We start from the raw sequence: 24,329 nt of genomic DNA, 5'->3' as shown, positions 1-24,329 counted from the left end.
TCCGCCCCCGCGTGCAGCGCCTAGCGCTGCACGACGTGCTGGTTGGTTTCAGTGGATGCCTGCTGCATGCCGCGGGCGCCCATCTCGGCGACTTCCATCTTCAGGAGTGCGCCGGGGCGCACGCGCTGCAGGCCGTTGACGACGATGCGGTCGCCGGATCTCAGGCCCGCGGTCACGATCCGCAGGCCGTCGACCGCGCCGCCAAGCGTGACGGAGCGATAGACCGCGCGGCTGTCGTCGCCGACCAGCATGACGAACTTCTTGTCCTGGTCGGTGCCGACGGCGCGTTCGTCGATCAGCACCAGCGTCTGCTCTTTCGGCTGGCCCATGCGGACGCGGGCGAACTGTCCGGGGATCAGCCGGCCGTCTTCGTTCTTGAACACGGCGCGGACGCGGATGGTGCCGCTCTGCCCGTTGACCTGGTTGTCGATCAGCTGGATGTGCCCCTTGGCGCTGAGGCCACCCGACGTCACCATGTCGACCGGGATCTGATCGAGATTGCCGCGCTTGCCGGACGCGTCCGCGATCGAGTTCAGCGCGCGCAGCACGACCTCCTCATCCGCATCGAAGCTCGCATAGATCGGATTGACCGAGACCAGCGAGGTCAGGACCGGCGACGAGGTGCCCGCCGCGACGAGATTGCCGACGGTGATCTCGATCCGGCCGACCCGGCCGTCGACCGGTGCGCGGACTTCGGTGTAGTCGAGATTGAGCTTTGCGGTCTGCAGCGCGGCTTCGGCGGCCTTGACGTTGGCGATCGCTTCGCGATTGGTGTTGTCGCGCTGGTCGAAGTCGCGCTTGGTGACAATGTTGTTGCCGACCAGCTGTGCGCCGCGCTCGACCTCGTTTGCGGCAAAGACCGCGCGGGCCTTCGCGGCCTCGAGCTGCGCCTGGGCCCGGTCGACCTCGGCCGCGTAAGGCGCGGGGTCGATCTTGAACAGGACGTCGCCGGACTTCACCAGCGCGCCCTCGGTGAAATTGGTCGCCATAATCGCGCCCGCCACCCGCGGCCTAAGCTGGACGCGGTCGACGGCCTCGAGCCGGCCCGAGAAATCATCGAACAGGATGGTCGGCCGCGGCTGGATCACGGAGACGGTCACCGGCACCGCCGGTTCAGTGGCGGCGGCGGCCGCGGTCGCCTGCGCAGCGTGGAAGTAGTGGCCGGTCGCGATCGAACCGGCCACCGCGAGGGCGCCGAGGATCACGGCACCGCCGACGACGTGTCGGAAACGGCCGGAACGGGGATTTTGGGTTGACGACGGCATTCACGCGCTCCAGATATCTGTAGTGTTCGCTACAGATGTGGAGCTGGACGCCGGTTCGCAAGATACTTATGTATCGAGCACTATGAATTTATTATCTCATTGGTGGGGAAATGGGAAGACGCGGAAAAACATCACGTGCAACAAGAGGATAAGTCAGGGACAATCCGTCACAGAAACGGCGCCCGGCTTACGGAGCAACGAAAATGGGAATGGGACGCCCCCGCGCCTTCGACGCGGACGCCGCTTTGGACCGGGCCATGGACGTATTCTGGCGCCACGGTTACGAGGGCACCACGATCGCGCAGCTGACCGAGGCGATGAGCATCAATCCGCCCAGCCTCTACGCAGCCTTCGGCAGCAAGGAAGGCCTGCTGAAGGCCGCGCTCGACCGCTACTCCGAAAAGCGCGACGCCTGGATGGAGAAAGTTCTGGGCGCCTCCACCGCCCGGGAGGTGGCCGAACGATTTCTGATGGAGCACGCGGACGCCCAGACCGATCCCGCCAACCCGCCCGGCTGTCTGCTGGTCCAGGGCGGCCTTGCCTGCGGCACCGGCTCGGAAAACGTTCCATTCGAGCTGGCGGCGCGCCGCACCCACACCGAAGACCAGTTGCGCGAACGCTTTGTCCGCGCCAAGGCGGACCGCGATTTGGGCGAAAACGCCGATCCGGTCACGCTTGCCCGCTATCTCTCCGCGGTCACATCCGGCATGTGCGTGATGGCCTCCTCCGGCGCCGACCGCAACGCGCTGCGCGAGATCGCGGCGGTCTCGCTGAAGGCCTTCGATGAGCAGGCGAAGGCCTGAGCCGCCGCCTCTTTCGTCACCACATCGTCTGGCGTGCGCGCTCCGGCCATTCGCGATCGTATTTCTCGCCGCCGACCGTGTGCTCGCTCATCTCGGCCAGGATCTGGCCCGGCGTCGGCAAGGCCCTCGGATCGACCCGCTTGTCCGGATTCCAGAGGTCGGAGCGCACGATCGCGCGAGCGCACTGGAAGTAGATCTCGTCCACAATCATCACGATCACCGTCCGCGGCGCCTTGCCTTCCACCTTGAAGGAGGCCAGGAGCTCCGGCTCGGCCGTGACATAGGCGCGGCCGTTGACGCGCAGCGTGCTGCCCGAGCCCGGGATCAGGAACAATAGCCCGACGCGGGGATCGCGAACGATGTTGCGCAGCGAATCGCAGCGATTGTTGCCGCGGCGATCCGGCATCATCAGCGTCTTCGCATCATGGATGCGCACGAAGCCCGGCAAGTCGCCGCGCGGCGAGCAATCGAGCCCCTCGGGCCCCGAGGTCGCAAGCGACACGAACGGCGACTTCTCGATGAGCACACGATAGAGCGGCGTCACGTGATCGGCGACCTTCACGGTCGACGCGTCGTTCGGGAAGCCATAAATCGCCTCAAGCTGCTCGATCGTAGAGATCACCGACATTCGTTCTGTTCTCCTCGCTTCTTTCTTGACGCGCTTTCTTCACGCGAACCGGTATCCTCTTCGCTCGAAAACGCTCTATTCGTCCCAGCGCTGGCCCTTGATGATGCGGACAAGCTGTCGCGCGTGATATTCCGCGGTGCCGGAATTGACGATGGTGAAATCGGGCGTCGACGTGCTCTCGTCGACCGTGCGGGCCAGCCGCTGCGCGAGCAGGCCGTCGCTGCTGCGCGCACGCGCCGCCAGCCGCGCCGCCAGCACATCCGGCGGTGCCGTAACCGACACCACGACGGCATTGGCGTAGTGGCGGCGCGCTGCTGCGATCACCGTGCGCGAGACGTTCGCGATCACGGTGCGCCCGGCGCGGATCTCGTCATTGATCGCCCGCGACAGCGCATAGCGATGGCCGTGCGCTTCCCAGTGCATGGCGTAATCGCCGGCGGCGACCGCACGCTGGAAGGCTTCCGCGCTGACCTCTTCATTATCTTCCGAGGCCGACGCCTGGCGTGTGATCAGGCGGCGGGGAAACACGATGTCGCGATCGTCGGCGCAGGCCGCCTTCGTCAGCCCCAGCAGCGTGTCCTTGCCGGCGCCGCTCGGGCCGACCACGAGGATCAACCGGCCGGGACCGATCGCGGTGCGCTGCTCGGCGACGACGGACGCACCGGTCACGCGACCCTCCCCCCTTCGCGCCAGACGCTGCGCACGACCGGCAGATCGCGCGCGACGTGCACGCGGATCAGATCGGCGCGCCTGCCGACCGCGATCTCGCCGCGATCGGACAGGCCGACCGCCTCGGCGGGCGTCTTGGTCACGGTGCGAACGGCGGAAGCAAGATCGATCGCCGGCACATGCCGCGACAGTTGCAGGGCGGCCATCAAGAGGCTGGAGGGAATGTAATCCGACGACAGGATATCCAGCATGCCCTCATTGGCGAGATCGACGGCGGCGATATTGCCGGAGTGCGAGCCGCCGCGCACCACGTTCGGCGCGCCCATCAGGATGTCGATGCCGGCGGCATGCAGCCCGCGCGCGGCTTCCATCGTGGTCGGGAATTCCGCGACCGCGACCTTGTCGTTGACGGCGTCGACCACGTTTTCATCCGTGGTGTCGTCGTGGCTCGCCAGCGGAATCTTGTATTGATGCGCCAGCGCGACGATCGCGCGGGTGTTCGCCACGGCATATTCCTTCTGATAGGCGAAGCGCCGTGCGAACAGCACGTCGAGCTGGGCGTCGGTCATGCCGCCGCCCTTGCCGCGATAGTAGTCGCGCAGCTTCACCTCATCGCGGAACTGGCGCTGGCCCGGCGTATGGTCCATCAGCGACATCAGTCGCACGTCCGGCCGCTCGATCAGCTCCTTGGCTTCGGCGACGACATCAGGCATCGGCACCTCGCAGCGCAGATGCAGGAAGTGATCGGCGCGCAGCAGGTCCTCCTCGCGCGCGGCCGAGATCGCCGCCGCCAGCACGCCGGCGCGGCCGTCGACGTCCTCGGCGCCGTCCTCGCGCCAGACCCGCAGCGAATCCAGCACCGTGGTGATGCCCGAGGTCGCGAGCTGGCCGTCATAGGAGATCACGGCCGCGACCGGATTCCAGAACACCTTCGGCCGCGGCACGTAATGCATTTCGAGATGGTCGGTGTGCAGCTCGATCAGCCCAGGCATCAGCAGATCGCCGCCGGCATCCTCGGCTGCCTCGGGCGCCCTGCCCTCGCCGAATTCCGCAATCTTGCCGTCAGCGATCGCAACCCAGCCCTGCTCGATCACGCGATCGGCGAGGACCAGCCGGGCGTTGCCGATGATGGTGTCTTGCTTGGCGGTCATTTCAAACGGTCCTTCAGGCAGCAGCGGCGAACGAGGTCACATCGACGATACGGTCGGCAATCAGATGACGGATTTCGTCGTCATGGACAATCGCGACCATCGCGACGCCCCTGGTCTTCTTCTCCGCAATCAGCTCGACCACCACTGCGCGATTCGCCGCATCGAGCGAAGCGGTCGGCTCGTCTAGCAGCAGGATCGGCAGGTCCGAGATGAAGCCGCGCGCGATGTTGACGCGCTGCTGCTCGCCGCCGGAGAAGGTCGAGGGCGGCAGGGTCCACAGCCGCTCCGGGATGTTGAGCCGGCGCAACAGGCGGCCGGCGCGTTCGCGGGCCTCCTCGCGCGCCACGCCGTTGACGATCAACGGTTCGGCGACGACGTCGATCGTCGCCACTCGCGGCACCGCGCGCAGGAACTGGCTGACATAGCCGATGGTCGAGCGGCGGATGCTCAGCACCTGCCGTGGTTCGGCGGTCGCGAGGTCGATCACCGTGCCGCGATGGCGGATGCCGATCCGGCCGCTGTCGCAGCGATAGTTGCCGAAGATCATCTTCAGGATCGAGGATTTGCCGGCGCCCGACGGGCCGGACAGTACCACGCACTCGCCCGGATCGGCGTGGAACGAGACGCCGCGCACCACCGGCAGCTCGACGCCGCCTTGCAGGTGCATGGTGAAGGTCTTCTCGGCGTTGGCAAGTTCGATCATCGCGGTCATTGACAGGCTCATGGCGGAAGTATCGAGGAAACGAGCAGCTGCGTATAGGGCTCGCGGGGATCGTCGAGCACCTGATCGGTCAGGCCGGTCTCGATGACGCGGCCGCCCTTCATCACCATCACGCGATGCGACAAAAGGCGCGCGACCGCGAGATCGTGGGTCACGACGATGGCGGCAAGGCCGAGCTCGCTGACGAGATTGCGCATCAGGTCGAGCAGACGCGCCTGCACCGAGACGTCGAGGCCGCCGGTCGGCTCGTCCATGAACACCAGCCGCGGCTCGGTGACGAGGTTGCGCGCGATCTGCAGCCGCTGCCGCATGCCGCCCGAATAGGTCTTCGGCGCATCATCGATGCGGCCAACATCGATCTCGACCCGATCGAGCCAGGTCGATGCGGTGTCGCGAATCCGGCCGTAGTGATTCCAGCCGACCGCCATCAGCCGCTCGCCGACATTGGCGCCTGCCGACACGCCCATGCGCAATCCCTGCGCCGGGTCCTGATGCACAAAGCCCCAGTCGGTGCGGAACAGGAAGCGCCGCTCCGCTTCGCCGAGCTCGGCAAGATCGCGCAGCACGCCGTCGCGCATCCGGTAGGACACCCGCCCGGCGCTCGGCGCGAGCTGCGCGGAGAGCAGTTGCAGCAGCGTCGACTTGCCCGAACCGGACTCGCCGACGATCGCCAGCACCTCACCGGGATAGAGCGCGAACGAGACATCGCGACAGGCCGGGAGCCGGCCGTAATTCTTGGCAAGCCCCTCGGCCACCAGCAGCGGCTGATCGTTGTCGAGGCTCGAGAGCTCAGACATGCGCCTTCTCCTTGTGCGGCGCCGCGCTCTCGGTGCCGTGATGGCCGGCGGCCTGGCGCTGCTCGCAGAAGTCGGTATCGGAGCAGACGAACATCCGCCCGCCCTTGTCGTCGGTGACGATCTCGTCGAGATAGGAATTGTCGGCGCCGCACAGCGCGCAGGGTGCGTCGAAGCGGTACCGTGTGAACGGATGATCCTCGAAATCCAGCGAGACCACGGTGGTGTAGGGCGGGATCGCGTAGATGCGCTTCTCGCGGCCGGCACCGAACAGCTGCAAGGCCGCGCAATTGTCCATCTTCGGATTGTCGAACTTCGGCGTCGGCGACGGGTCCATCAGGTAGCGGGCATTCACCTTCACCGGGTAGGCATAGGCGGTCGCGATATGGCCGAAGCGCGCGATGTCCTCGTAGAGCTTGACATGCATCAGCCCGTATTCGGCGAGCGCGTGCATGCGCCGCGTCTCGGTCTCGCGCGGCTCGAGGAAGCGCAGCGGCTCGGGGATCGGCACCTGATAGACCAGCACCTGTCCGGCGTGCAGCGACGCTTCGGGAATGCGGTGCCGGGTCTGGATCACGGTCGCGTCGGTCGTCGAGGTCGTGGTCGCGACACCCGCGGTCTTGCCGAAGAACTTGCGGATCGAGATCGCGTTGGTGGTGTCGTCCGAACCCTGGTCGATCACCTTCAGCACGTCGTCGGGGCCGAGGATCGCCGCCGTCACCTGCACACCGCCGGTGCCCCAGCCATAGGGCATCGGCATCTCGCGGCTCGCGAACGGCACCTGATAGCCGGGGATCGCGATCGCCTTCAGGATCGCGCGGCGGATCATCCGCTTGGTCTGCTCGTCGAGATAGGCGAAATTGTATGTCGGCGCGTTCATTCCGCGGCCTCCTGCATTTCCACGGCCTCGTTGGCTTCCGCGAACTCCTGCCGCAGCTTGCGCAGCAGGCCGAGCTCGGACTGGAAGTCGACGTAATGCGGCAGCTTGAGATGCTCCACGAAGCCGGTCGACTGGACGTTGTCGGAGTGCGACATCACGAACTCCTCGTCCTGCGCCGGCGCTTCCGCCTCCTCGCCGAGTTCGCGTGCGCGCAGCGCGCGGTCGACCAGCGCCATCGACATGGTCTTGCGCTCGCTCTGCCCGAAGGCGAGGCCATAACCGCGGGTGAAGCACGGCGCCTCGGTCGTCGAGCCCTTGAACTGGTTGACCATCTGGCACTCGGTCAGCTCGATCGAGCCGAGCGGCACGGCAAAGCCGACGTCTTCGGCTGAGAATTCGACCTCGACCTCGCCGAAGCGGATCTCGCCGGCGAAGGGATGATTGCGGCCGTAGCCGCGCTGCGTCGAATAGCCGAGTGCGAGCAGGAAGCCTTCGTCGCCGCGCGCCAGATTCTGCAGCCGCAGATCGCGATCGGCCGGGAAGCTCAGCGGCTCGCGCGTGAGGTCGCCGACCGCCGCGTCGCTATCTGCCTGCGGCGACGATTCGATCAAGCCGTCGCGGCCGAGAATGTCGGTGACCCGCGGCGTTGCCGCCTGCGAGGCGTCCGCGGTCATCGGCTGTTCCGGCACAAAACCTTCCGCGAGCTGCGGATCGAGCAGGCGATGGGTATAGTCGAAGGTCGGCCCCAGGATCTGGCCGCCCGGAACGTCCTTGAAGGTCGAGGAGATGCGCCGCCGCACCTGCATCGCGCCGGTGTTGACCGGCTCGGTGGCGCCGAAGCGCGGCAGCGTGGCGCGGAAGGCGCGAACCAGGAAGATCGCCTCGATCATGTCGCCGCGCGCCTGCTTGATCGCGAGCGCCGCAAGCTCGCGGTCGTAAAGCGAACCTTCGGTCATCACGCGGTCGACACCGAGCGCGAGCTGCTCGGAGATCTGCGCCAGCGTCACCTCGGGTACATCGCGATCGCCGCGCCGCTCATGCGCCAGCAGCCGATGGGCGTTCTCGATGGCGCGCTCGCCTCCCTTGACGGCTACATACATCGCTCACACTCCGCTTGCGATCAGCCGCGTGGTGCGCGGGATCGCGACAATGTTGTCGTCATGGACCAGCACGACGTCGATGCCGCGCGGGAACAGCGCTTCATTGATCGACAGCCGCTGGAACAGGTCGCGCGGCTTGATCATCGCCTGCAACAGCGCGCTGCCGTCGATGCCGGGCCCCTTCAGCTCGAAGGCCGGGCCCTGCGTCAGGCTGTCGACCTGCAGGATCAGCGTGGTCGACCGGTCAGGATATTCGCTGCTGCCGAACGCGAAACGCTCGAGCGCCGGCAGGTTCGCCGCATCGCCGATCAGCGCGAAGCTCGCGATCGCGGAATCCGTAACCACCGGCGCGCTGGCGTGGAACTTCAGCCAGCGGGCGACATCAGGCGTCGCCGACATCGCGGCATCGAGCCAGATCGGCGTATCGTGATCGAACAGCGTCAGCGCGATCGCGGCCGCGCCGCGCATCATGCCGGCGGGCGTTCCGACGCTTGCGGCGACGCGCTGCACGCTGCCCGGGCGCGCCATCGCATCCATCACGGAGCGGAACGTGGATTGCGCCGACAGCACCTTGTCGGCGAAGCCTGCGGGCATTTCGGCAATCGTCGTCATTGCATCATCCCTCACCGCGTACCATCGTGTAGAAATCAACCCGCGTCGCCGCGGTCTCCGCGGCCTTGCGGGCGCGTTCGGCATTCATGGCAACACGCAGCGGCGCGATCACCTTGGCTTCGACCTCGCCGGACAGCTCCGCCGATTGCACCATGGCGTCGCACAGCGCGATCATCTGCGCCTTCCGCGCATCGCGGCCGAGCGTGTAGCCGAAGCCCACCTCGCCGGTCGCAAGCCGCACCGCAGCGCGCGACACCGTCGCCTCGCCGAGGTTGAACGGCGCACCGTCACCGCCGATCCGCCCGCGCATCATCACGAGGCCATTCTCCGGCTCGCGCAGGTTTTCATGCGTGGGCACCGCGATCGCCGCGAGCCTGCCTGCGATGTCGGCCACGCCGGAGTGCGCCAGCACCGTCATCGCGGCCTTGCGCTGGGCCTGTTTGCTGTCTGGTCCGGTCGAACTCATGGTCGAATTCATGGGCAACCTTGCTTGCATCAAGTTGTCTATGATAATAGACAACTTGATAGCCGAGCGCCATGACTGTTTCGTGACAAACCGAAGATTTCTGGTATCACCGCGCCATGAGCATGCAGGAAAGTTCCGGCGTCGCCTTGTGGCGGCAGGTCGCTGACGGCATCGAGCGCGGCATCGCCGACGGCCGCTTTGCTGCGGGCGAAAAGCTGCCCGGCGAGATGGAGATCGCCGAGACTTACCGGGTCAACCGCCACACCGTGCGGCGGGCGCTCGCCGCATTGGCGGAGCGCGGCCTGGTGCGCGCCGAGCGCGGCAGCGGCACCTATGTCGAGGCTCAGCGCCTTGCCTATCCGCTGCGCTCGCGCACGCGATTCTCCGAGATCGTCGGCGCCGGCGGTCACGAGCCGCGCGGCCAGCTGATCGATGCAGGCAGCGATGTCGCCAACCGCGAGATCGCGCGCGAGCTCGGCCTGAAGATCGGTGCGCCGCTGATCCGGATCGAGGCGGTGCGGCTCGCGGACCGGACGCCGATCTGCGTTTCCACCACCTGGCTGTCGGCCGAGCGCTTTCCCGATGCCGGCAGCGTGTTCGCCGACGTTCGTTCGATGACCAAGCTGCTCGGGCACTACGGCGTGAAGGATTACCACCGCGCCTCGACCCGGATCACCGCGGCGATTGCCGATGCGACCGACGCCGCTCGGCTCGATCTGCCGCTGGGCCGGCCGGTGCTGGTGGTCGACGCGACCGACGTCGATATGCTGGACCACCCGCTGGTGACCAAGCGCTCGCGCTTCGCCGCCGAGCGCGTGGAGTTCCTGGTCGAGAATAGCTGAGTGTGCCGCCACACTGACGGTGCACCTCTCCCCTTGTGGGAGAGGTCGGATCGCATCGCCAGATGCGATCCGGGTGAGAGGTATCTCTCCGCGAGTCCAACTCTGTCATTTGAACTCGTGGAGAGAGACCCCTCGTCCGGCGCCGTAGCCGATGCCAAGGCATCGGCGTCCTTCTAGAAGACGGCGGCCAAAGGCCGCCTACGCCACCTTCTCCCACAAGGGGCGAAGGATTGAGCGCGCGGCTACACCACTGCCCGTTGCCCGATGATGGCAAAGCGCAGCTTGCTCGAGATGAAATCGATCGCGGCGACCGCAATCAGGATCATCAGGATCAGGAACGACACCTTCTGCCATTCCAGCACGCGGATCTGCTCGGCGAGTTGCAGCCCGATGCCGCCGGCGCCGACGATGCCGATGATGGTGGCCGACCGCGTGTTCGACTCGATGAAGTAGAGCACCTGCCCGGCGATCACGGGCAGCACCTGCGGCAGCAGGCCGAAGCGGATTTCGTGCAGCGCGTTGCCGCCGGAGGCGCGGATGCCCTCGACCTGCTTGCGGTCCGCGGCCTCGATCGCCTCCGAGAACAGCTTTCCGAACGCGCCGAAGTCGGAGACCATGATCGCCAGCACGCCGGCGAACGGGCCGAGACCGACGACGTTGATCCAGACCAGCGCCCAGATCAGCGTATCGACGCCGCGGATCGAATCCAGGAAGCGGCGCACCGGAAAGCGGATCAGGTTGGAGGGGATGATGTTGCGCGCCGCCAAGAGGCTGACCGGCAGCGCCAGCAGCGCCGCAAGCGTGGTGCCGAGCAGCGCGATCGACAGCGTCTCGCCGAGCGCCTGCATGTAGAGCGGGAACGACGCGCCGGGATTCGGCGGGATCATCATCATGGTGATCCAGCCGAGTTGGCTCATTCCCGAGATCAGCCTGGACGGCGAGAAGTCGAGATCGACCAGGCCGTATGCAAAGATCGCGAGCGCTGCCACGATCGTGGCCGGCATCGCCAGCCGCGCCGACGCGGGGCGTTCGAACACGCCGGGGTATTTCGCACGCAATTCCGCGGTGTCCGGCTTCGGCAGCTGGCTCATCGCCGCGTCTCCTTGCCGAACAGCCGGCCGCGCAGCCAGCCGGTCGAGATGTCGATGATGAAGACGGTGACGATGATGGTGACGAGGATCGCGCTGACGTCGGAATAGTAGAACTTGCGGATCGCGACCACGAGCTCCTGGCCGATGCCGCCGGCGCCGACGAAGCCCATCACCGACGCCTCGCGGACGTTGACCTCGAAGCGCAGCAGCGCGTAGCTGGCGTAGCCCGCCGAGACCTGCGGCAGGATGGCAAAGCGCATGCAGGACAGCCAGCTCGCGCCGGTGGAGCGGATGCCTTCGACCGGCTTCATGTCGGCATTCTCGACGATCTCGGCGAACAGCTTGCCGAGCGCCCCGGTGGTGTGGATCGCGATCGCCAGCACGCCGGCCATCGGCCCGAGGCCGAACGCGATCACGAAGATCAGCGCGAACACGATGCCCGGCACGGTGCGGGCGATTTCGAGCAGGCGACGGACGGTAAAGCGCACCCACGGGCCCGGCGAGGTGTTCTGGGCGGCAAAGAAATTCAGCGCAAAGGCAAACACAGCACCGGTCAAGGTGCCGACATAGCTGATCAGGAGGGTCTCACCGAGCAGCCGCAGCCATTTCTTCAGGCCCCAGAACCATTCCACTGGATCGGTCCAGACCCGCGCACCGGAATCCAGCGTCAGGATGCGGTCGAAATAGCTGACGAAGTTGCCGAAATAGGTGAAGAACGTATGCAGGTTCACGTCGGCGCCGAGTGCCGCGATAAACAGCGCCGCGCAGAATACGGCGGCCGCCACCGTCGCCTTCAGCCGCTTGCGCGCGACCGCCTTGCGATAGGCATCGTTCAGCGTCGCCAATTGCTGCGCTGGAAGGATGGAAATGGCGGTCGCCATCGATGCGGGCCAGTCTGCTCGAGGGGTGAACGAAAAGGGCCGGGTTGTCGAAACCCGGCCCAATTCAGCGGCGACGTGCGATCAGGAGCCCTTCTTGCGCAGAGCGTCGACGAACTTGATCAGCTCGATGGTCTTGTCGTAGTCGGCGTTCGTGACCGGCTGCCACGGACGGTTCTTGCCGTCGGACAGCTTCTTGAAGGCTTCCGGATCCTTCGTCGGCATGTCGAGGAAGGCCTGCTTGATCTTCGCCTTCATGTCGTCGGGAAGGCTCTCGAGATAGGCGTAGGGCGAGTTGATGATCAGGTCGGACTTCACGATGACGCGGAAGTCTTCCTTCTTCAGCGGCGTGCCGTCGCTCGATTTCACCATGTTCTTGGCGAGCATGCGGGTCAGGTTGGAATCGTCGTCGGCATTCCACCAGTTGGCGGCGACGTCGACGGTGCCCTGCGCCAGCGCCAGCACGGCGTTCTCGTGGCTGCCGGTGAAGACGACCTTGGAGAAGTAGGTCTCCGGATCGATCCCCATCTGGTTCAGCTTGAAACGCGGCATGTTGTTGCCGGAGGTCGAATTGGGATCGACCAGGCCGATATTCTTGCCCTTGAGGTCTTCGACCTTCTGGTACGGGCTCTTGGCGAGCACGTAGAACACCGAATAATAGCCCTTCGAACCGTCGGCATTGACGTCGATCACGAACGCGTCGGTCTTGACGCCGGTGAGCCGGGCGCGGGCGAACGACGCCGGACCGTAGTAACCGATGTGGATGTTGCCGGCGCGCTGGCCCTCGATGACGGCTGCGTAGTCGTTGGCGACGCGCAGGGTCACCTTGATGCCGAGTTCCTTCGACAGATATTCGGTGAGCGGACCGTAGCGCTCGGTAACGCCGGAGCCGTTTTCGGCGGGAATCACCGCGAAGGTGATCTCCGGATACTTGGTCTTCCAGTCCTCGGCCGAAGCCGATCCTGCGAATGCCAGCGCGGCGGCGCCGGCCAGAATGATACGACGAGTGATCATGTTACCCCTCTTTGGTAGTTACGCCTGTTGGCCGGGCGAAATGCCCGGTTGCCCTGTTTTCGAAAATGCGCCGCTCAGGCCGCGGCAGCGGTGCCGAGCGCCGGAGCAGTTGCGCCGTCGGGCACGGGCAGCGGTGCCGCGCCCATGACGTCATTGGCCTCGAGGTCGTAGAGCTCGCGGGCAATATGGTCGGTCAGCGCCGCGGGGGCGCCGTCGAACACTACGCGACCCGCCGCCATGCCGATCAGGCGATCGCAATAGGTTCGCGCCAGGTCGAGGGAATGCAGGTTGCAGAGCACCGTGATGCCGAAATGCTTGTTGATGCGCAGCAGCGCGTCCATCACGATCTTGGTGTTGCGCGGATCGAGCGAAGCGATCGGCTCGTCGGCAAGAATGATGTCGGGCTCCTGCACCAGCGCGCGGGCAATCGCGACCCGCTGCTGCTGGCCGCCGGAGAGCTGATCGGCGCGCTGCGCCGCGAGCTGGGCGATGTCGAACTGCTCGAGCGCGGACAGCGCAAGCGCCCTGTCCTGCTCCGGCCAGACCTGCGCCAGCGAACGCCAGGACGGGATCTGCGCGAGCCGGCCCATCAGAACGTTGGTCAGCACGTCGAGGCGGCCGACGAGATTGAATTGCTGGAAGATCATCGCCGAGCGCGCCCGCCACTGCCGCAGCGCCTTGCCGCGCAGCGCGGTCACGTCAGTGCCTTCGAACAGGATACGGCCGGAGGTCGGATCGGCGAGACGGTTGATCATCCGCAGCAACGTCGACTTGCCGGCACCGGAGCGGCCGATCACGCCGACAAAGCTGCCCGGCGCGATCGAAAAGGATGCGTTATCGACTGCGGCTTTTGTGCCGAACCGGCACGTCAAACCTTCCACCACCAGCATGCAATGCTCCAACCGCGTCGCGTTGGGCCATCGCTATCCCCGGTGCTTGACAGTTATGTGACGTGACGTTGCAGTGCGGCGATCGTCCACACCCCTTCCCTGCCGTTCGTTTGACGTCATCGCAACGTCATGATGCTGTCATCAAGCATCCCGATGACGAGCCTGCATCTCCCCGGAAACCAAAGATTTACAAGTTTTGCGGAGGCCCTGATGGCCGGAAAAACACTCTCGGTTGTGCCGACGATCGACCCGACTGCGTCGGTGCGCGAGAGCAAGCTCGGCAAGTATACCGAGGTCGGCGCGCGCGCGATCCTGCTTGAAGTCAGCATGGACGACTATTCCTACGTCGTGAACGACAGCCAGATCACCTACACCTCGATCGGCAAGTTCTGCTCGATCGCGGCGATGACCCGCATCAATCCCGGCAACCACCCGATGCATCGTGCGACGCAGGCGCATTTCACCTACCGCGCCAGCACCTATTTTCCCGGAGAAAGCGACGACACCGACTTCTTCAACTGGCGACGTGCGCATCACGTGCATATCGGCCATGACGTCTGGATCGGTCACGGTGCGATCCTGCTGCCGGGCCGGAACGTCGGAACCGGCGCTGTCGTCGCTGCAGGCGCGATCGTGACCAAGGATGTGCCCGCCTACACCATCGTTGCCGGTAATCCGGCGCGGCCGGTCAAGCGGCGCTTCTCCGAGACAGCAGCGGATCGCCTGACAGCGCTCGCGTGGTGGGACTGGGATCACGAAACACTTCGTCGTGTCCTGCCCGACTTCCGCAAGCTCGCGGTCGAGGAATTCCTCGACAAGTATGAGGCCGAGGCCGTATCCCAATCACAGAATCAATAACGGAGCCCCGTATCGTGACGGACATTTTCATCGAGGGCGGACGCACGCTGGTTGACGGTGCCTTGGTCGAGACCTCGCTGCGGACCTCAGGCCGCGACATCGGCGCGCTCGACGCCGAACAGGGCCGCGCCGCGCTCCACATCAATGCCGGCGGCCTGCTGGTGCTGCCCGGCATCATCGACCTGCACGGCGATGCGTTCGAGCGGCAGATGATGCCGCGCCCCGGCGTCGATTTCCCGACCGACGTGGCGCTCGTTGACAGCGACCGGCAGGCGATCGCCAACGGCATCACCACCGTCTTCCATGGCACGACCTGGTCGTGGGAGCCCGGCCTGCGCAGCGCGGACAATGCGCGCAAGCTGCTCAATGCGATCGAGGCGCTGCGGCCGCAGCTCGCCGCCGATACGCGCTTCCACCTGCGTCACGAGACCCACAATCTCGAGGCCGAGGCTGAGATCATTCAATGGCTCACCGAAGGCCGCATCGACCTGTTCGCCTTCAACGACCACAGCAACGTCAAGCCGAAGAAGCGCAACCAGCTGGCCGAACGCACCGGGCTCTCCATCGAAGCCGTCAACGGCATGCTCGATCGGATCGTGGCGCGCCGTCCCGAGGTACCCGCCTCGATCGCGCGACTGGCTGCTGCTGCGCGCGCGGCGAACATTCGGATGCTCTCGCATGACGACAACAGCCCGGCGATGCGCCAGGAGTTTCGCGCGCTCGGCGCCACGATCGCCGAATTCCCTGTCAATGAAGAGACAGCGCGCGATGCCGCGGCCGCGGGCGACTTCATCGTATTCGGCGCTCCGAACGTGGTGCGCGGCGGCAGCCACACCGGCTGGACCAAGGCATCCGACATGATCGCACAGGGCCTCTGCTCGGTGCTGGCGTCGGACTACTATTATCCGGCACAACGGCTCGCCGCGTTCCGCCTCGCCGCCGATGGCATCCTGCCGCTCACCAAGGCCTGGGACCTGATCTCGTCGGCACCGGCACGCGCGGCAGGGCTTGCCGATCGCGGCGTGATCGCCGCCGGCCGCCGCGCCGACATCATCGTCGTCGACGACACGGCGCCGCTGCGGCCGCGCATCGTCGCCGTGATATCAGCCGGACGGCTGGTGCATCTGGCGGACGCGAGCTGCCTCGTTCATTCGCTCGCACCGCGCAAGACGGTTGCGGCAGCATAGTCAGGACCTATTCTGCCGCCATGGCCAACACCCCGCGCTACGCGATCTATTATGCGCCGTCACCCGACAGCGCCCTGCACCGCTTCGGTTCGGCGCTGCTCGGCTACGATGCCGTGTCAGGCGACGACCTGCCGTTTCCCGATGGCGTTGCGCCCGACTGGCGCGAGGTGACGGAAGATCCGCGCAAATACGGCTTTCACGCGACGCTCAAGGCACCCGCTGCGCTTGCCTATGGCAGGAACGAGTCCGAGCTCCTCGATGCCTGCGCGGCGTTCGCCGACCGCGCGCGGCGCATTCCGGTGATCGAACCTGTTGTCGATGCCATCAGCGGCTTCATCGCCGTGATCCCGGCGAGCCGCTCCGATGATCTGCAACAGCTCGCCGCCGATTGCGTCACCGAATTCGACACGTTCCGTGCGCCGCTGACGCCGGACGATCGCGCGCGGCGCAGGCCCCAACGGCTCACGGAGCGGCAGCGCGACTATCTCGATCGCTGGGGCTATCCTTATGTCATGGAGGAATTCCGCTTCCACATGACCCTGACCGGACGGCTGAGCGAGGAGCGGCGGGGCCCGATCGTGGCGCGGCTGCGCGAGCGGTTCGCCGCGATCGACCTTGCGACGCTCGCGATCGACCGCATCGCGCTGTTCAAGCAAGCCGACAGCGCATCCCGCTTCTGCATCATCGGCAGCTGGCCGTTGCGAGCGAGAGCGTTTTCGAGCGAAGTGGACACCGGTTCGCGTGAAGAGAACGCGTCAAAATAAGAGAGCTTCGGTACTGATTGAATCAGAACCGAAGCGCTAATCGGGCTTCGCGAGCTCGGCCAACAGCCACTTCTTGAATGTCTGCAGCGCGCGATTGCGCTGCGCGCCCGGCGGATGAACCAGCCAATAACTGCCGGTCACATGACCGACCGGCAAGAGCCGGCGGATCGTACCGCGCCGCTCACTTTCCCCGATGAAGGGTTCGAGCGCGAGCGCGACGCCGGCGCCGCGTTCGGCAGCCTGCAGCGCGGCCACAAAGCTGTCGACCGAGATCGCGCGCGTCGCGGGCGGCACAGGCTCGCCGGCATGCCTGAACCAGAGCGGCCAGGCTGCGGGGAATGTCGTCACATGGATCAGCGCGGCGCGGCCAAGGTCGCCTGCGGTGCGCAGCTTCAACCGCCGCGCCAGCGCCGGCGCACCGACCGGAACGGTCCTCACCTCCATCAGGCGATTTGCGACGACGGCTTCGGGCTTGTCGGGGCCGAAGCTGATGCCGGCATCGAACGCCTCGGTCTCGAAATCGACATTCCGGTTCGAGGTCTCGATCGCGAGATCGATCCCGGAATGCTGGGTGAGGAACGAGGACAGGCGCGGGATCAGCCACGCCGACGCGAATTGCGGCAGCACCTTCAGCCGCAGCCGGTGCTGGCCAGCCGCCTCGACTGCCGACTCCGCCTGCGCCAGCAGCGCGAAGGCGCGGCCGGTCGCAGCGGCCAGTCTCTCGCCGGCGTGCGTCGGTCGAACCACGCGATGGGCGCGGTGAAACAGCGCGACGCCGAGATGGACTTCGAGATTGCGGATACGGTGGCTGATAGCCGAGGCGCTGACGTTGAGCACGCCGGCCGCCTCCTTGAAGCTGCCGAGCCTGACCGCGACATCGAACGCCTGCAGTGCCAGCAAATGCGCCGGCCGAAGGCTCGCTGCGGCGAGATCGTCCCTCCCCTGCGACGGTGGCCGGCGCCCCGGCGGCCTCGGGTTGTTCCTGCTCATCAGCCGATCCTAGCGGCCGGCCCCCGTCGATGTCGCGCGAAAAGTAAGTTCGGATGAATGTCATTCATCCGAACCCGGCTCGTTTCGCTTGTCGCGTGGGGCGCAATACGAAATCCTGTCGCTCGAAGCGGACCGGCGGCAAGCCCGGCCGACCGAGCGGGAGGACGGCAATGACGACACAGCTCGCGGACGAAGCATCCATCGTCGACCGCATCCTCAGGCATATCGACGCCAAATCGACCGATCTCAGCGACGGCGTCTGGCATGAACCCGTCGCGCATTATCTGTCGCAGGATCGCTTCGCGGCCGAGATCGAACATGTGTTCCGCCGCACGCTGACGCCGTTCTGCCCGTCGGCTGCGCTCGCCGAGATCGGCGCCTGTGTCGCGCGCGACGCGGCGATGACGCCCGTTGTCGCGATCCGCGGCGCTGATGGCGTCGCGCGCGCCTTCCGCAATGCATGCCGTCACCGCGGCGTGCAGTTGGTGGACGGCGCCGGCTGCCGGAAGGCGTTGACCTGCCGTTATCACGGCTGGACCTACGGCCTCGACGGCCGGCTCCGCGGCATCCCCGATGACCACGGCTTTCCCGGCCTCGACAGGAGCACGCATGGCCTCGTGCCGCTCACCTGCATCGAGCGCGACGGCCTGGTGTTCATTTCGCAGGACGATCCCGCCGCAACGTCAGACGCCGGCGACTTGCCAGCGCTGTTCGGTGACGACTGGAAGCTCTACGCGACCACGACGCAGGAGGTCGAGGCCAACTGGAAGATCGTCGCTGAAGGGTTTCTCGAAGGCTACCACATCCGATCGACGCACCAGGATACGTTCTATCCGCTGCAATACGACAATCTCAACGTGATCGAAGCCTTCGGCCGCAACAGCCGGATCAGCTTCCCCTATCGGCGCATCGAGAAACTGCGCAATGTGCCGCCGGGCGAGCGCAAGACGACCGGCATGCTGACGCATGTCTATCACCTGTTTCCGAACGTGATGCTGTCGACCTTCCCGACCAACCGGTTGATGACGGTGCTCGAGCCGCTCGCCGCGGATCGCACCCGGCTCGTCACCTACACGCTATCGAACCAGACCGCCGCGGAAGACGGCCGCGCCGCGGTCGCCCAGGGACGCGACTTCGTCACCGCTGGCGCGGCCGAAGATCGCGAGATGGCCTGCGCCGCGCAGCGCGGGCTCGCAACCCGGGCGAATGCCCACTTCACCTTCGGCCTGTTCGAAGGCGCGATCAGGCATTTTCACCAGAACTTGGCTGCGATCATCGAGAGCCGCACTGGCGCCCGCTGATCCACTCCAACACTGCGGACCGAGAACCGAGCATGCTGGACCACCCGACCGTCAAATATCGAACCGAGCAGGCCATCGCGATCGTGACCATCGACCGCTATGACGAGGCGCGCAACGCGGTCAATCCGGAGACCGCGCAGGGGCTGGCACAGGCGTTTCGCACCTTCGATCGCGATCCGTCGCTGTCGGTCGCGATCCTGACCGGCGCGGGCGGCGCGTTCTGCGCGGGCTTCGACCTGAAGCGCACCGCGGCCGGCCATCGCGGCCACCGTGTCGAGAACGGCAACGGCCCGATGGGCCCGACGCGGATGAAGCTGTCGAAGCCGGTGATCGCCGCAGTCGAGGGGCCGGCCGTGGCGGGCGGGCTCGAGCTTGCGATCTGGTGCGATCTCCGGGTCGCCGCGCGCGATGCCACCTTCGGCGTCTATTGCCGGCGCTTCGGCGTGCCGTTGATGGATCTCGGCACCGTACGACTGCCGCGGCTGATCGGGCACAGCCGCGCGATGGACATGATCCTCACCGGACGCGGCGTCTCCGGCGAGGAGGCTGGACGGATCGGGCTCGCCAACCGCGTGGTCGCACCCGGCACGGCGCTCACTGAGGCGCGCAGCCTCGCCCATGATCTGTGCCGCCTGCCGCAGGCAGCGTTGCGCAGCGACCGGCTCTCCGCGATCGAGCAATGGGAGCTCGGCTGGGACCAGGCCACGCTGAACGAGTTTCGTCTCGGGCTTGCGACGGTTGCGAGCGGGGAGACCGAGGCCGGCGCACGCCGCTTCGCGGCGGGCAAGGGCCGGCACGGCGATTTCGCCGACATCGCCTGAGAAATCGATCGCGACGACGGCGGACGCTATTCGTCGACCCGGGTCCGGGCGATGATCTCGGCGGCGCCCTTCGCAAGCAGCTCCATCCCGACGGCGCGGCCGAGCTCGCGCGGCCGGTCCGCCGGCCCGCGCCGCGTCACCTCGATGAAGCCGGCACCGGCCTCGTCGAGCACCGAGGCGCGCAGCGTCATCTCGTTTCCAGCGAGCGTGGCGTGGCCGGCGATCGGCGAATTGCAATGGCCGTTGAGCACCCACAGCACCTCGCGCTCGGCCTCGGCCGCAAGCCGCGACTGCGCGTTGTCGATCCCGGCAAGCCGCGCACGCGTCGCCCAGTCGGTCGCGACGCATTCGACCGCGACGATGCCCTGACCGACCGCCGGCAGCATCTCGTCGACGGAGAAATCATGTGCGATGCGCGCGGTCATGCCGATGCGCTCGAGACCGGAGCGCGCCATCACCAGCGCATCCGCCGGCCCCACCTCGCCGCCATCGGGCAGCCGCTGCTTGGCGCCGCGATCTAGTTTTGCAATTCGCGTGTCGGCGGCACCGCGGAAATGAATGACCGTCGCCTCCGGAAACAGCCTCCGCAGATAGGCGGCGCGGCGCACGGCATTGGTGCCGATCATGAAGCCCTTGCCGCGCGAGGCGCGAAACGCATCCAGCGTCAGGCCCGGCCGCAACACGAGGCTGTCATTGGCGGCATCGCGCGCCAGCATCGCGGCGAGGACGAGCCCCGGCGTCTCCTCATTGCCCGGCACGTCCTTCAGCGAGTGCATTGCAGCCTGCAGAGTGCCGGCACGCATGGCTTCGCGGATCTCGGCGACGAAGGCGCCGCCCTTGCCGCCGTGACGCAACAGCTTGCTGGTCTGGTCCTGGTCGCCGCGGGTCTCGAACCTGACGATTTCGACGGCAAGGTCCGGCGCCGAGGCGCGCAGCAGCCGCGCGACCTCGTCCGTCTGCGCGAGCGCCATCGCGCTCTTGCGCGTCCCTATCCGCAAAACCTGTCCCGACACGAAAGCTCCGCTGGCGTGATCATCAACGGCTGGGGATTAGAACAAAAGGCCAGTCAAAACAATGGTTTTTGCCCCGACCCGGCCACGCTCAGGGAATCTCCTCGACAAGCGCCACGCCGGCCTCGCGCATCGCCGCCGTGGCGGCAGCAAGCGAACCGCCGAGATCAATGGCGCGGCAGCCCGGCAGCACGACCGTGGTCTCGAAGCTGAGCCGCCGCGCGTCGAGCGCCGAATACTGCACGCAAAAATCGGTGGCGAGCCCGGCCATCACGACGCGCTTGAGGCCGCGCTCGCGCAGATAGCCGGCGAGCCCGGTCGGCGTCTTGCGGTCGTTCTCGAAGAACGCCGAATAGGAATCGATCGCGCCACGGAACCCCTTGCGGATCACGAGCTCGGCCCGATCGGTTGCGAGGTCGGGATGAAATGCGGCGCCGGCCGTGCCCTGGATGCAATGATCCGGCCACAGCGTCTGCGGCCCATAGGGCATGGTGATCGAGGAAAACGGCACCGCACCTGGATGCGAGGTCGCAAACGAGCTGTGCCCCGCCGGATGCCAGTCCTGGGTCAGCACGACGTGATCGAAGTGCGCGGCGAGCCGGTTGACGACAGGCACAACGGCATCGCCGTCGGCCACCGCCAGCGCGCCGCCGGGGCAGAAATCGTTCTGCACGTCGATGATCAGGAAGAGATCGTCGGGCCCGATCTTCATCAGGTTCCGATCCGCAACGACGCGCGCAGCTTGCGCAGGCAGGCGATCACCGACAGCGCCGTGATGCGGCCGGTCTTCGGATTGTCCGAGGGGATGTTCTCGATCATCATCGAGAACCGCGCGGAATCGGAATCGACCTCGATTCGGTGGGTGTTGCGCGTCACCGTCGGATCCGCCCAGATCTCGACCCGGGTGCGATCGGGGCCGATGCCGGCGAGCGACAGCGCCACCGCGACGTTGAGATTGGCCGGAAAGCCCTTTGCCGCATCGCGCGCGCTGCCCTCGAAGATGCGCAGCGGCTCGGTGATGTCATCGATCCGGATGTTGTTCTCGACCAGATGCGGCGCGCCGACGAGGCCCGCGACCGGCTTCCGCGTCACCAGCTTCGCCGAATGAATGGTCCCGACCGCGGCCGCAGTCACGGCATCGAGCCCGATCAGCGCGCCGGTCGGCACGATGATCTGGCCGCCATGCGCCTTCGCGAGGTCGACCAGGTCTTCATTCTGCAACAGCGCGCCGACGCTGAGCACGACCGCGGTCTTGCCGCGCTCGACCACCGGCGCCACGATCGCGCGCACCAGCTTGCTCGGCGCGCACTCGACCACGATGTCGGCGACCTGGGCCAGCTGCTCGATCGGCACCAACTTCGCCGCAGACTTGAGACCTTCGACCCAGCCGCGGTGCTTGTCCGGGCTGTTCGCGGAGACCGCAACCAGCGTCAGGCCCTCGATACCCTGATCGAGCGCTTTGACGACGTTGGCGCCGATCGCGCCGAGGCCCGCGACCGCAACCCGTGTCTTTGCCTTGCTGTCAGCCATCATTTCCCGCCGGCGAGCATCTTGACCAGGCGATAGAGATACTCCTCGCCCTCGTAGAACGACTTGACGAGCACGCGCTCGTCCTTGCCATGGTTCCTGTTGTCATCGACATCGGCGCCGAGCCCGGAATGACCGTAGGTCGGAATCCCGGCATTGCGCAGATAGCTGCCGTCGGTGGCGCCGGTGCTCATCACGGGGACGATTTCCGCATTCGGCCAGAACTCCTTCGACAGCTTCTCGACCGATCCCATGATCTCTTCGTTCAACGGCGATGGCGGGCTCAGCACGGCTTTGCCGGTCGGGGTCACTTCGATCTGCTTGTCGGCGAGCACGCGCTCGATGGTCGCCTGAACGCCTTCGACCGGCTCGCCGGGCAGGATCCGGCAATTCACCTTGGCGGTTGCCAGCTGCGGCAGCGCATTGATGGCGTGGCCACCCTCCAGCATGGTCGCAACGCAGGTGGTGCGAAGCTGCGCGTTGTAGCCGGGATTTTCCGACAATCGCGCCAGCGCCGCCGGGTCGGGCTGCTGCGCCAGGATTGCCTTGATATCGTCGGCATGCGACTTGTCGACCTCGGCGGTCTTCGTGAAATAGATCCGCGTGGTTTCGTTGAGATTCATCGGGAAGTCGTAGTTGGAGAGCCGCACGAGACCTTCGGCGAGCCGATAGATCGCGTTGTCCTTGCGCGGCAGCGAGCTATGGCCACCGCGATCCTTCACGGTGAGCTGGTAGCCGATCGAGACCTTCTCGCTGGTCTGCACGCTGTTGCGGATCGCCTTGCCGTTCTTCAGGCCGACGCCGCCGCCTTCGTTGAGCGCGAACTCGGCGTCGATCAGGTCGCGGTGGTTCTTGATCAGCCACTGCATGCCGAGACCGTTGGCATCGAGGATCTCCTCGTCGGTCTCGAGCGCGACGATGATGTCGCGGTCCGGCTTGTAGCCCTCCTTCTTGTAGCGGATCAGGTTGGTGATGAAGGCCGACGCCATGTATTTGTCGTCGCTCGAGCCGCGGCCGTAGAAATAGCCGTCCTGCTCGGTGAGCTTGAACGGATCGACCGACCAGTCCTCGCGATTGGCAGGCACAACGTCGATATGGGCGACCAGCAAGATCGGTTTGCGCGCGCCGGAGCCGTGCAGCCGCGCCACCAGATTGCCCTTGTGCGGTGCGGGCGAGAACACATGCACGTCGCCCTCGGGGAAGCCCGCCGCACGCAGCCGCGCGCCCATCGCCTCCGCCGCCTTCTGCGTATCGCCGGTCGCGGTGGTCGTGTTGATCTCGACCAGTTCCTGGTAGATGCCGCGGGCAAATTGCTGCTGCTCGGTCAGTCCCTGCGCGCTGGCGCCGGACGCGAGCAGGAGCGGAGCGAACGCTACCGACATCAGCAGCGATCGAACCATGTTTCGGGCCTTGTGCGACATCGTGCTCTCCCAGAATTCCACCACCTGATTGGAGATGAATTCAGACAGGCGGCACGCGCTTTGGCAAGGCGCCGAGCCCTTCAATTTCCGCGCGCATGCTCCGCGCTTTCGCGCACGCTATTTGGAGTCCTTATTTGGTGTCCTTATTTAGCCTCCTTGGCCGCAATCACCTCGATCTCGACCAGGAAGCCGGGATTGGCGAGCGCGGCGACGCCGACCACCGAGCGCGCCGGCAGGTTCGGCTGGCTGCCGCCGAAGAACTGGGTGTAGCCCTCCATGAAGGCCTTGAAGTCCATCGGCGCTGCCGTGTTGTGCACCAGGAACACCTGCATCTTGACGACGTCGCCCATGCCAAGCCCCTGGCCTTCGAGAATGGCCTTGATCCGGCTGAGCACGCCGACGGTCTGGGTCTTGGTGTCGCCATAGGCCTGCGGGCTCGACGGATCGGCATCCTTGTTGGCGACCGGCGGCACCTGGCCGCTGACATAGACCGTCGTGGTGTTGCCGGTGACCGTCACGGCCTGCGCGATCGGGAATGTCGAGTTGGGAATCGGATGCCTGACCACGTCAGCCGAGGCAGCGGCCGCCATCGCCGACAGCGCGGCGCCCAGTGCGATACCGATGAATTTCATCGAACTCTCTCCAA

Annotated in this window: 27 protein-coding genes; 7 read left to right on the top strand and 20 right to left on the bottom strand. The window is 66.2% G+C overall.

The window, feature by feature from the left end; all coding sequences use genetic code 11:
- Positions 1-20: 20 nt before the first annotated feature.
- Positions 21-1,265: an efflux RND transporter periplasmic adaptor subunit gene (locus tag H8B02_RS06065; RefSeq protein ID WP_229165330.1), complete on the bottom strand. Its 1,245-nt coding sequence runs from the start codon at positions 1,263-1,265 to the stop codon at positions 21-23.
- A 203-nt stretch (positions 1,266-1,468) separates the two neighbouring features.
- Here H8B02_RS06065 and H8B02_RS06060 point away from each other — a divergent pair, with 203 nt between their 5' ends.
- Positions 1,469-2,068 carry a TetR/AcrR family transcriptional regulator gene (locus tag H8B02_RS06060; protein WP_229165329.1) on the top strand — a complete coding sequence of 200 codons (600 nt, stop codon included), beginning with the start codon at positions 1,469-1,471 and terminating at the stop codon, positions 2,066-2,068.
- Between the two features lie 16 nt (positions 2,069-2,084).
- Here the strand turns inward: H8B02_RS06060 and H8B02_RS06055 are convergent, their stop codons facing one another.
- The 9 genes from H8B02_RS06055 to phnG all read right to left on the bottom strand — a co-directional run bounded on the left by H8B02_RS06055 (position 2,085) and on the right by phnG (position 9,089).
- Positions 2,085-2,696 (bottom strand): pyridoxamine 5'-phosphate oxidase family protein, encoded by a 612-nt coding sequence (locus H8B02_RS06055; protein WP_229165328.1) that lies wholly within the window; start codon positions 2,694-2,696, stop codon positions 2,085-2,087.
- A gap of 75 nt (positions 2,697-2,771) precedes the next feature.
- Positions 2,772-3,365, bottom strand: a complete 594-nt coding sequence (gene phnN / locus H8B02_RS06050) for a phosphonate metabolism protein/1,5-bisphosphokinase (PRPP-forming) PhnN (RefSeq protein WP_229165327.1) — start codon at positions 3,363-3,365, stop codon at positions 2,772-2,774.
- Complete coding sequence (locus H8B02_RS06045; RefSeq protein WP_229165326.1) at positions 3,362-4,516, bottom strand: alpha-D-ribose 1-methylphosphonate 5-triphosphate diphosphatase; 1,155 nt, start codon at positions 4,514-4,516, stop codon at positions 3,362-3,364. The genes phnN and H8B02_RS06045 overlap by 4 nt, the downstream gene beginning before the upstream one ends.
- Positions 4,517-4,529: 13 nt before the next feature.
- Positions 4,530-5,228, bottom strand: a complete 699-nt coding sequence (gene phnL, locus H8B02_RS06040) for a phosphonate C-P lyase system protein PhnL (RefSeq protein ID WP_229165350.1) — start codon at positions 5,226-5,228, stop codon at positions 4,530-4,532.
- Positions 5,229-5,236: 8 nt separating this feature from the next.
- On the bottom strand, positions 5,237-6,034 hold the full coding sequence (gene phnK / locus H8B02_RS06035; RefSeq protein WP_050423104.1) for a phosphonate C-P lyase system protein PhnK: 798 nt from the start codon (positions 6,032-6,034) through the stop codon (positions 5,237-5,239).
- Positions 6,027-6,911 carry an alpha-D-ribose 1-methylphosphonate 5-phosphate C-P-lyase PhnJ gene (locus H8B02_RS06030; RefSeq protein ID WP_229165325.1) on the bottom strand — a complete coding sequence of 295 codons (885 nt, stop codon included), beginning with the start codon at positions 6,909-6,911 and terminating at the stop codon, positions 6,027-6,029. Before H8B02_RS06030 ends, phnK begins: the two co-directional genes overlap by 8 nt.
- Positions 6,908-8,011, bottom strand: coding sequence for a carbon-phosphorus lyase complex subunit (locus H8B02_RS06025; protein WP_229165324.1), 1,104 nt, complete (start codon positions 8,009-8,011; stop codon positions 6,908-6,910). Before H8B02_RS06025 ends, H8B02_RS06030 begins: the two co-directional genes overlap by 4 nt.
- A gap of 3 nt (positions 8,012-8,014) precedes the next feature.
- Entirely contained in the window at positions 8,015-8,623 is a 609-nt protein-coding gene (phnH, locus tag H8B02_RS06020; RefSeq protein ID WP_229165323.1) for a phosphonate C-P lyase system protein PhnH, read from the bottom strand.
- Positions 8,624-8,627: 4 nt separating this feature from the next.
- Positions 8,628-9,089, bottom strand: coding sequence for a phosphonate C-P lyase system protein PhnG (gene phnG, locus H8B02_RS06015; RefSeq protein ID WP_229165349.1), 462 nt, complete (start codon positions 9,087-9,089; stop codon positions 8,628-8,630).
- Between the two features lie 116 nt (positions 9,090-9,205).
- Here phnG and phnF point away from each other — a divergent pair, with 116 nt between their 5' ends.
- Positions 9,206-9,931, top strand: coding sequence for a phosphonate metabolism transcriptional regulator PhnF (gene phnF, locus H8B02_RS06010; RefSeq protein WP_229165322.1), 726 nt, complete (start codon positions 9,206-9,208; stop codon positions 9,929-9,931).
- Between the two features lie 242 nt (positions 9,932-10,173).
- Here the strand turns inward: phnF and phnE (H8B02_RS06005) are convergent, their stop codons facing one another.
- The 4 genes from phnE (H8B02_RS06005) to phnC all read right to left on the bottom strand — a co-directional run bounded on the left by phnE (H8B02_RS06005) (position 10,174) and on the right by phnC (position 13,804).
- The gene (gene phnE / locus H8B02_RS06005) at positions 10,174-11,022 is read right to left on the bottom strand and encodes a phosphonate ABC transporter, permease protein PhnE (protein WP_229165321.1); all 849 of its coding nucleotides are present in this window, start codon (positions 11,020-11,022) and stop codon (positions 10,174-10,176) included.
- Complete coding sequence (gene phnE / locus H8B02_RS06000; protein ID WP_229165320.1) at positions 11,019-11,903, bottom strand: phosphonate ABC transporter, permease protein PhnE; 885 nt, start codon at positions 11,901-11,903, stop codon at positions 11,019-11,021. The genes phnE (H8B02_RS06005) and phnE (H8B02_RS06000) overlap by 4 nt, the downstream gene beginning before the upstream one ends.
- Before the next feature lie 81 nt (positions 11,904-11,984).
- Entirely contained in the window at positions 11,985-12,914 is a 930-nt protein-coding gene (gene phnD, locus H8B02_RS05995; protein ID WP_229165319.1) for a phosphonate ABC transporter substrate-binding protein, read from the bottom strand.
- A gap of 74 nt (positions 12,915-12,988) precedes the next feature.
- Positions 12,989-13,804 carry a phosphonate ABC transporter ATP-binding protein gene (gene phnC, locus H8B02_RS05990; RefSeq protein WP_092126925.1) on the bottom strand — a complete coding sequence of 272 codons (816 nt, stop codon included), beginning with the start codon at positions 13,802-13,804 and terminating at the stop codon, positions 12,989-12,991.
- 210 nt (positions 13,805-14,014) lie between these two features.
- Between phnC and H8B02_RS05985 the strand changes: the two genes are divergently transcribed.
- Genes H8B02_RS05985 through H8B02_RS05975 form a run of 3 tightly spaced genes read left to right on the top strand, consistent with a single transcriptional unit; the run spans position 14,015 to position 16,613 of the window.
- On the top strand, positions 14,015-14,662 hold the full coding sequence (locus H8B02_RS05985; RefSeq protein WP_229165318.1) for an LbetaH domain-containing protein: 648 nt from the start codon (positions 14,015-14,017) through the stop codon (positions 14,660-14,662).
- Between the two features lie 14 nt (positions 14,663-14,676).
- Positions 14,677-15,849, top strand: coding sequence for an alpha-D-ribose 1-methylphosphonate 5-triphosphate diphosphatase (locus tag H8B02_RS05980; RefSeq protein WP_229165317.1), 1,173 nt, complete (start codon positions 14,677-14,679; stop codon positions 15,847-15,849).
- A gap of 20 nt (positions 15,850-15,869) precedes the next feature.
- A complete protein-coding gene (locus H8B02_RS05975) occupies positions 15,870-16,613 on the top strand; it encodes a DUF1045 domain-containing protein (protein ID WP_229165316.1) in 744 nt (247 codons plus the stop codon).
- Between the two features lie 36 nt (positions 16,614-16,649).
- Here the strand turns inward: H8B02_RS05975 and H8B02_RS05970 are convergent, their stop codons facing one another.
- On the bottom strand, positions 16,650-17,603 hold the full coding sequence (locus tag H8B02_RS05970) for a LysR substrate-binding domain-containing protein (protein WP_229165315.1): 954 nt from the start codon (positions 17,601-17,603) through the stop codon (positions 16,650-16,652).
- Between the two features lie 170 nt (positions 17,604-17,773).
- On the opposite strand from H8B02_RS05970, the gene H8B02_RS05965 reads away from it, so the two are divergent.
- Positions 17,774-18,904 carry an aromatic ring-hydroxylating oxygenase subunit alpha gene (locus H8B02_RS05965; protein ID WP_229165314.1) on the top strand — a complete coding sequence of 377 codons (1,131 nt, stop codon included), beginning with the start codon at positions 17,774-17,776 and terminating at the stop codon, positions 18,902-18,904.
- 32 nt (positions 18,905-18,936) lie between these two features.
- A complete protein-coding gene (locus H8B02_RS05960; RefSeq protein ID WP_229165313.1) occupies positions 18,937-19,725 on the top strand; it encodes a crotonase/enoyl-CoA hydratase family protein in 789 nt (262 codons plus the stop codon).
- A 26-nt stretch (positions 19,726-19,751) separates the two neighbouring features.
- On the opposite strand, the gene hemC is transcribed toward H8B02_RS05960, so the two are convergent.
- The 5 genes from hemC to H8B02_RS05935 all read right to left on the bottom strand — a co-directional run bounded on the left by hemC (position 19,752) and on the right by H8B02_RS05935 (position 24,315).
- Entirely contained in the window at positions 19,752-20,723 is a 972-nt protein-coding gene (gene hemC, locus H8B02_RS05955) for a hydroxymethylbilane synthase (RefSeq protein ID WP_283842148.1), read from the bottom strand.
- Positions 20,724-20,826: 103 nt separating this feature from the next.
- Positions 20,827-21,447, bottom strand: a complete 621-nt coding sequence (gene pncA, locus H8B02_RS05950) for a bifunctional nicotinamidase/pyrazinamidase (RefSeq protein WP_229165312.1) — start codon at positions 21,445-21,447, stop codon at positions 20,827-20,829.
- On the bottom strand, positions 21,447-22,265 hold the full coding sequence (locus tag H8B02_RS05945) for an aspartate dehydrogenase (RefSeq protein WP_229165311.1): 819 nt from the start codon (positions 22,263-22,265) through the stop codon (positions 21,447-21,449). The genes pncA and H8B02_RS05945 overlap by 1 nt, the downstream gene beginning before the upstream one ends.
- Positions 22,265-23,683, bottom strand: coding sequence for a M20/M25/M40 family metallo-hydrolase (locus H8B02_RS05940; protein ID WP_229165310.1), 1,419 nt, complete (start codon positions 23,681-23,683; stop codon positions 22,265-22,267). Before H8B02_RS05940 ends, H8B02_RS05945 begins: the two co-directional genes overlap by 1 nt.
- A 143-nt stretch (positions 23,684-23,826) precedes the next feature.
- A complete protein-coding gene (locus H8B02_RS05935) occupies positions 23,827-24,315 on the bottom strand; it encodes a Rid family hydrolase (RefSeq protein WP_229165309.1) in 489 nt (162 codons plus the stop codon).
- Between the last annotated feature and the right edge of the window lie 14 nt (positions 24,316-24,329).

The sequence above is a fragment of the Bradyrhizobium altum genome (assembly GCF_020889705.1).
GTDB lineage: Bacteria > Pseudomonadota > Alphaproteobacteria > Rhizobiales > Xanthobacteraceae > Bradyrhizobium > Bradyrhizobium altum.
Note: the sequence above shows the minus strand (reverse complement) of the source record. Positions and strands in the feature narration are given on the sequence as shown.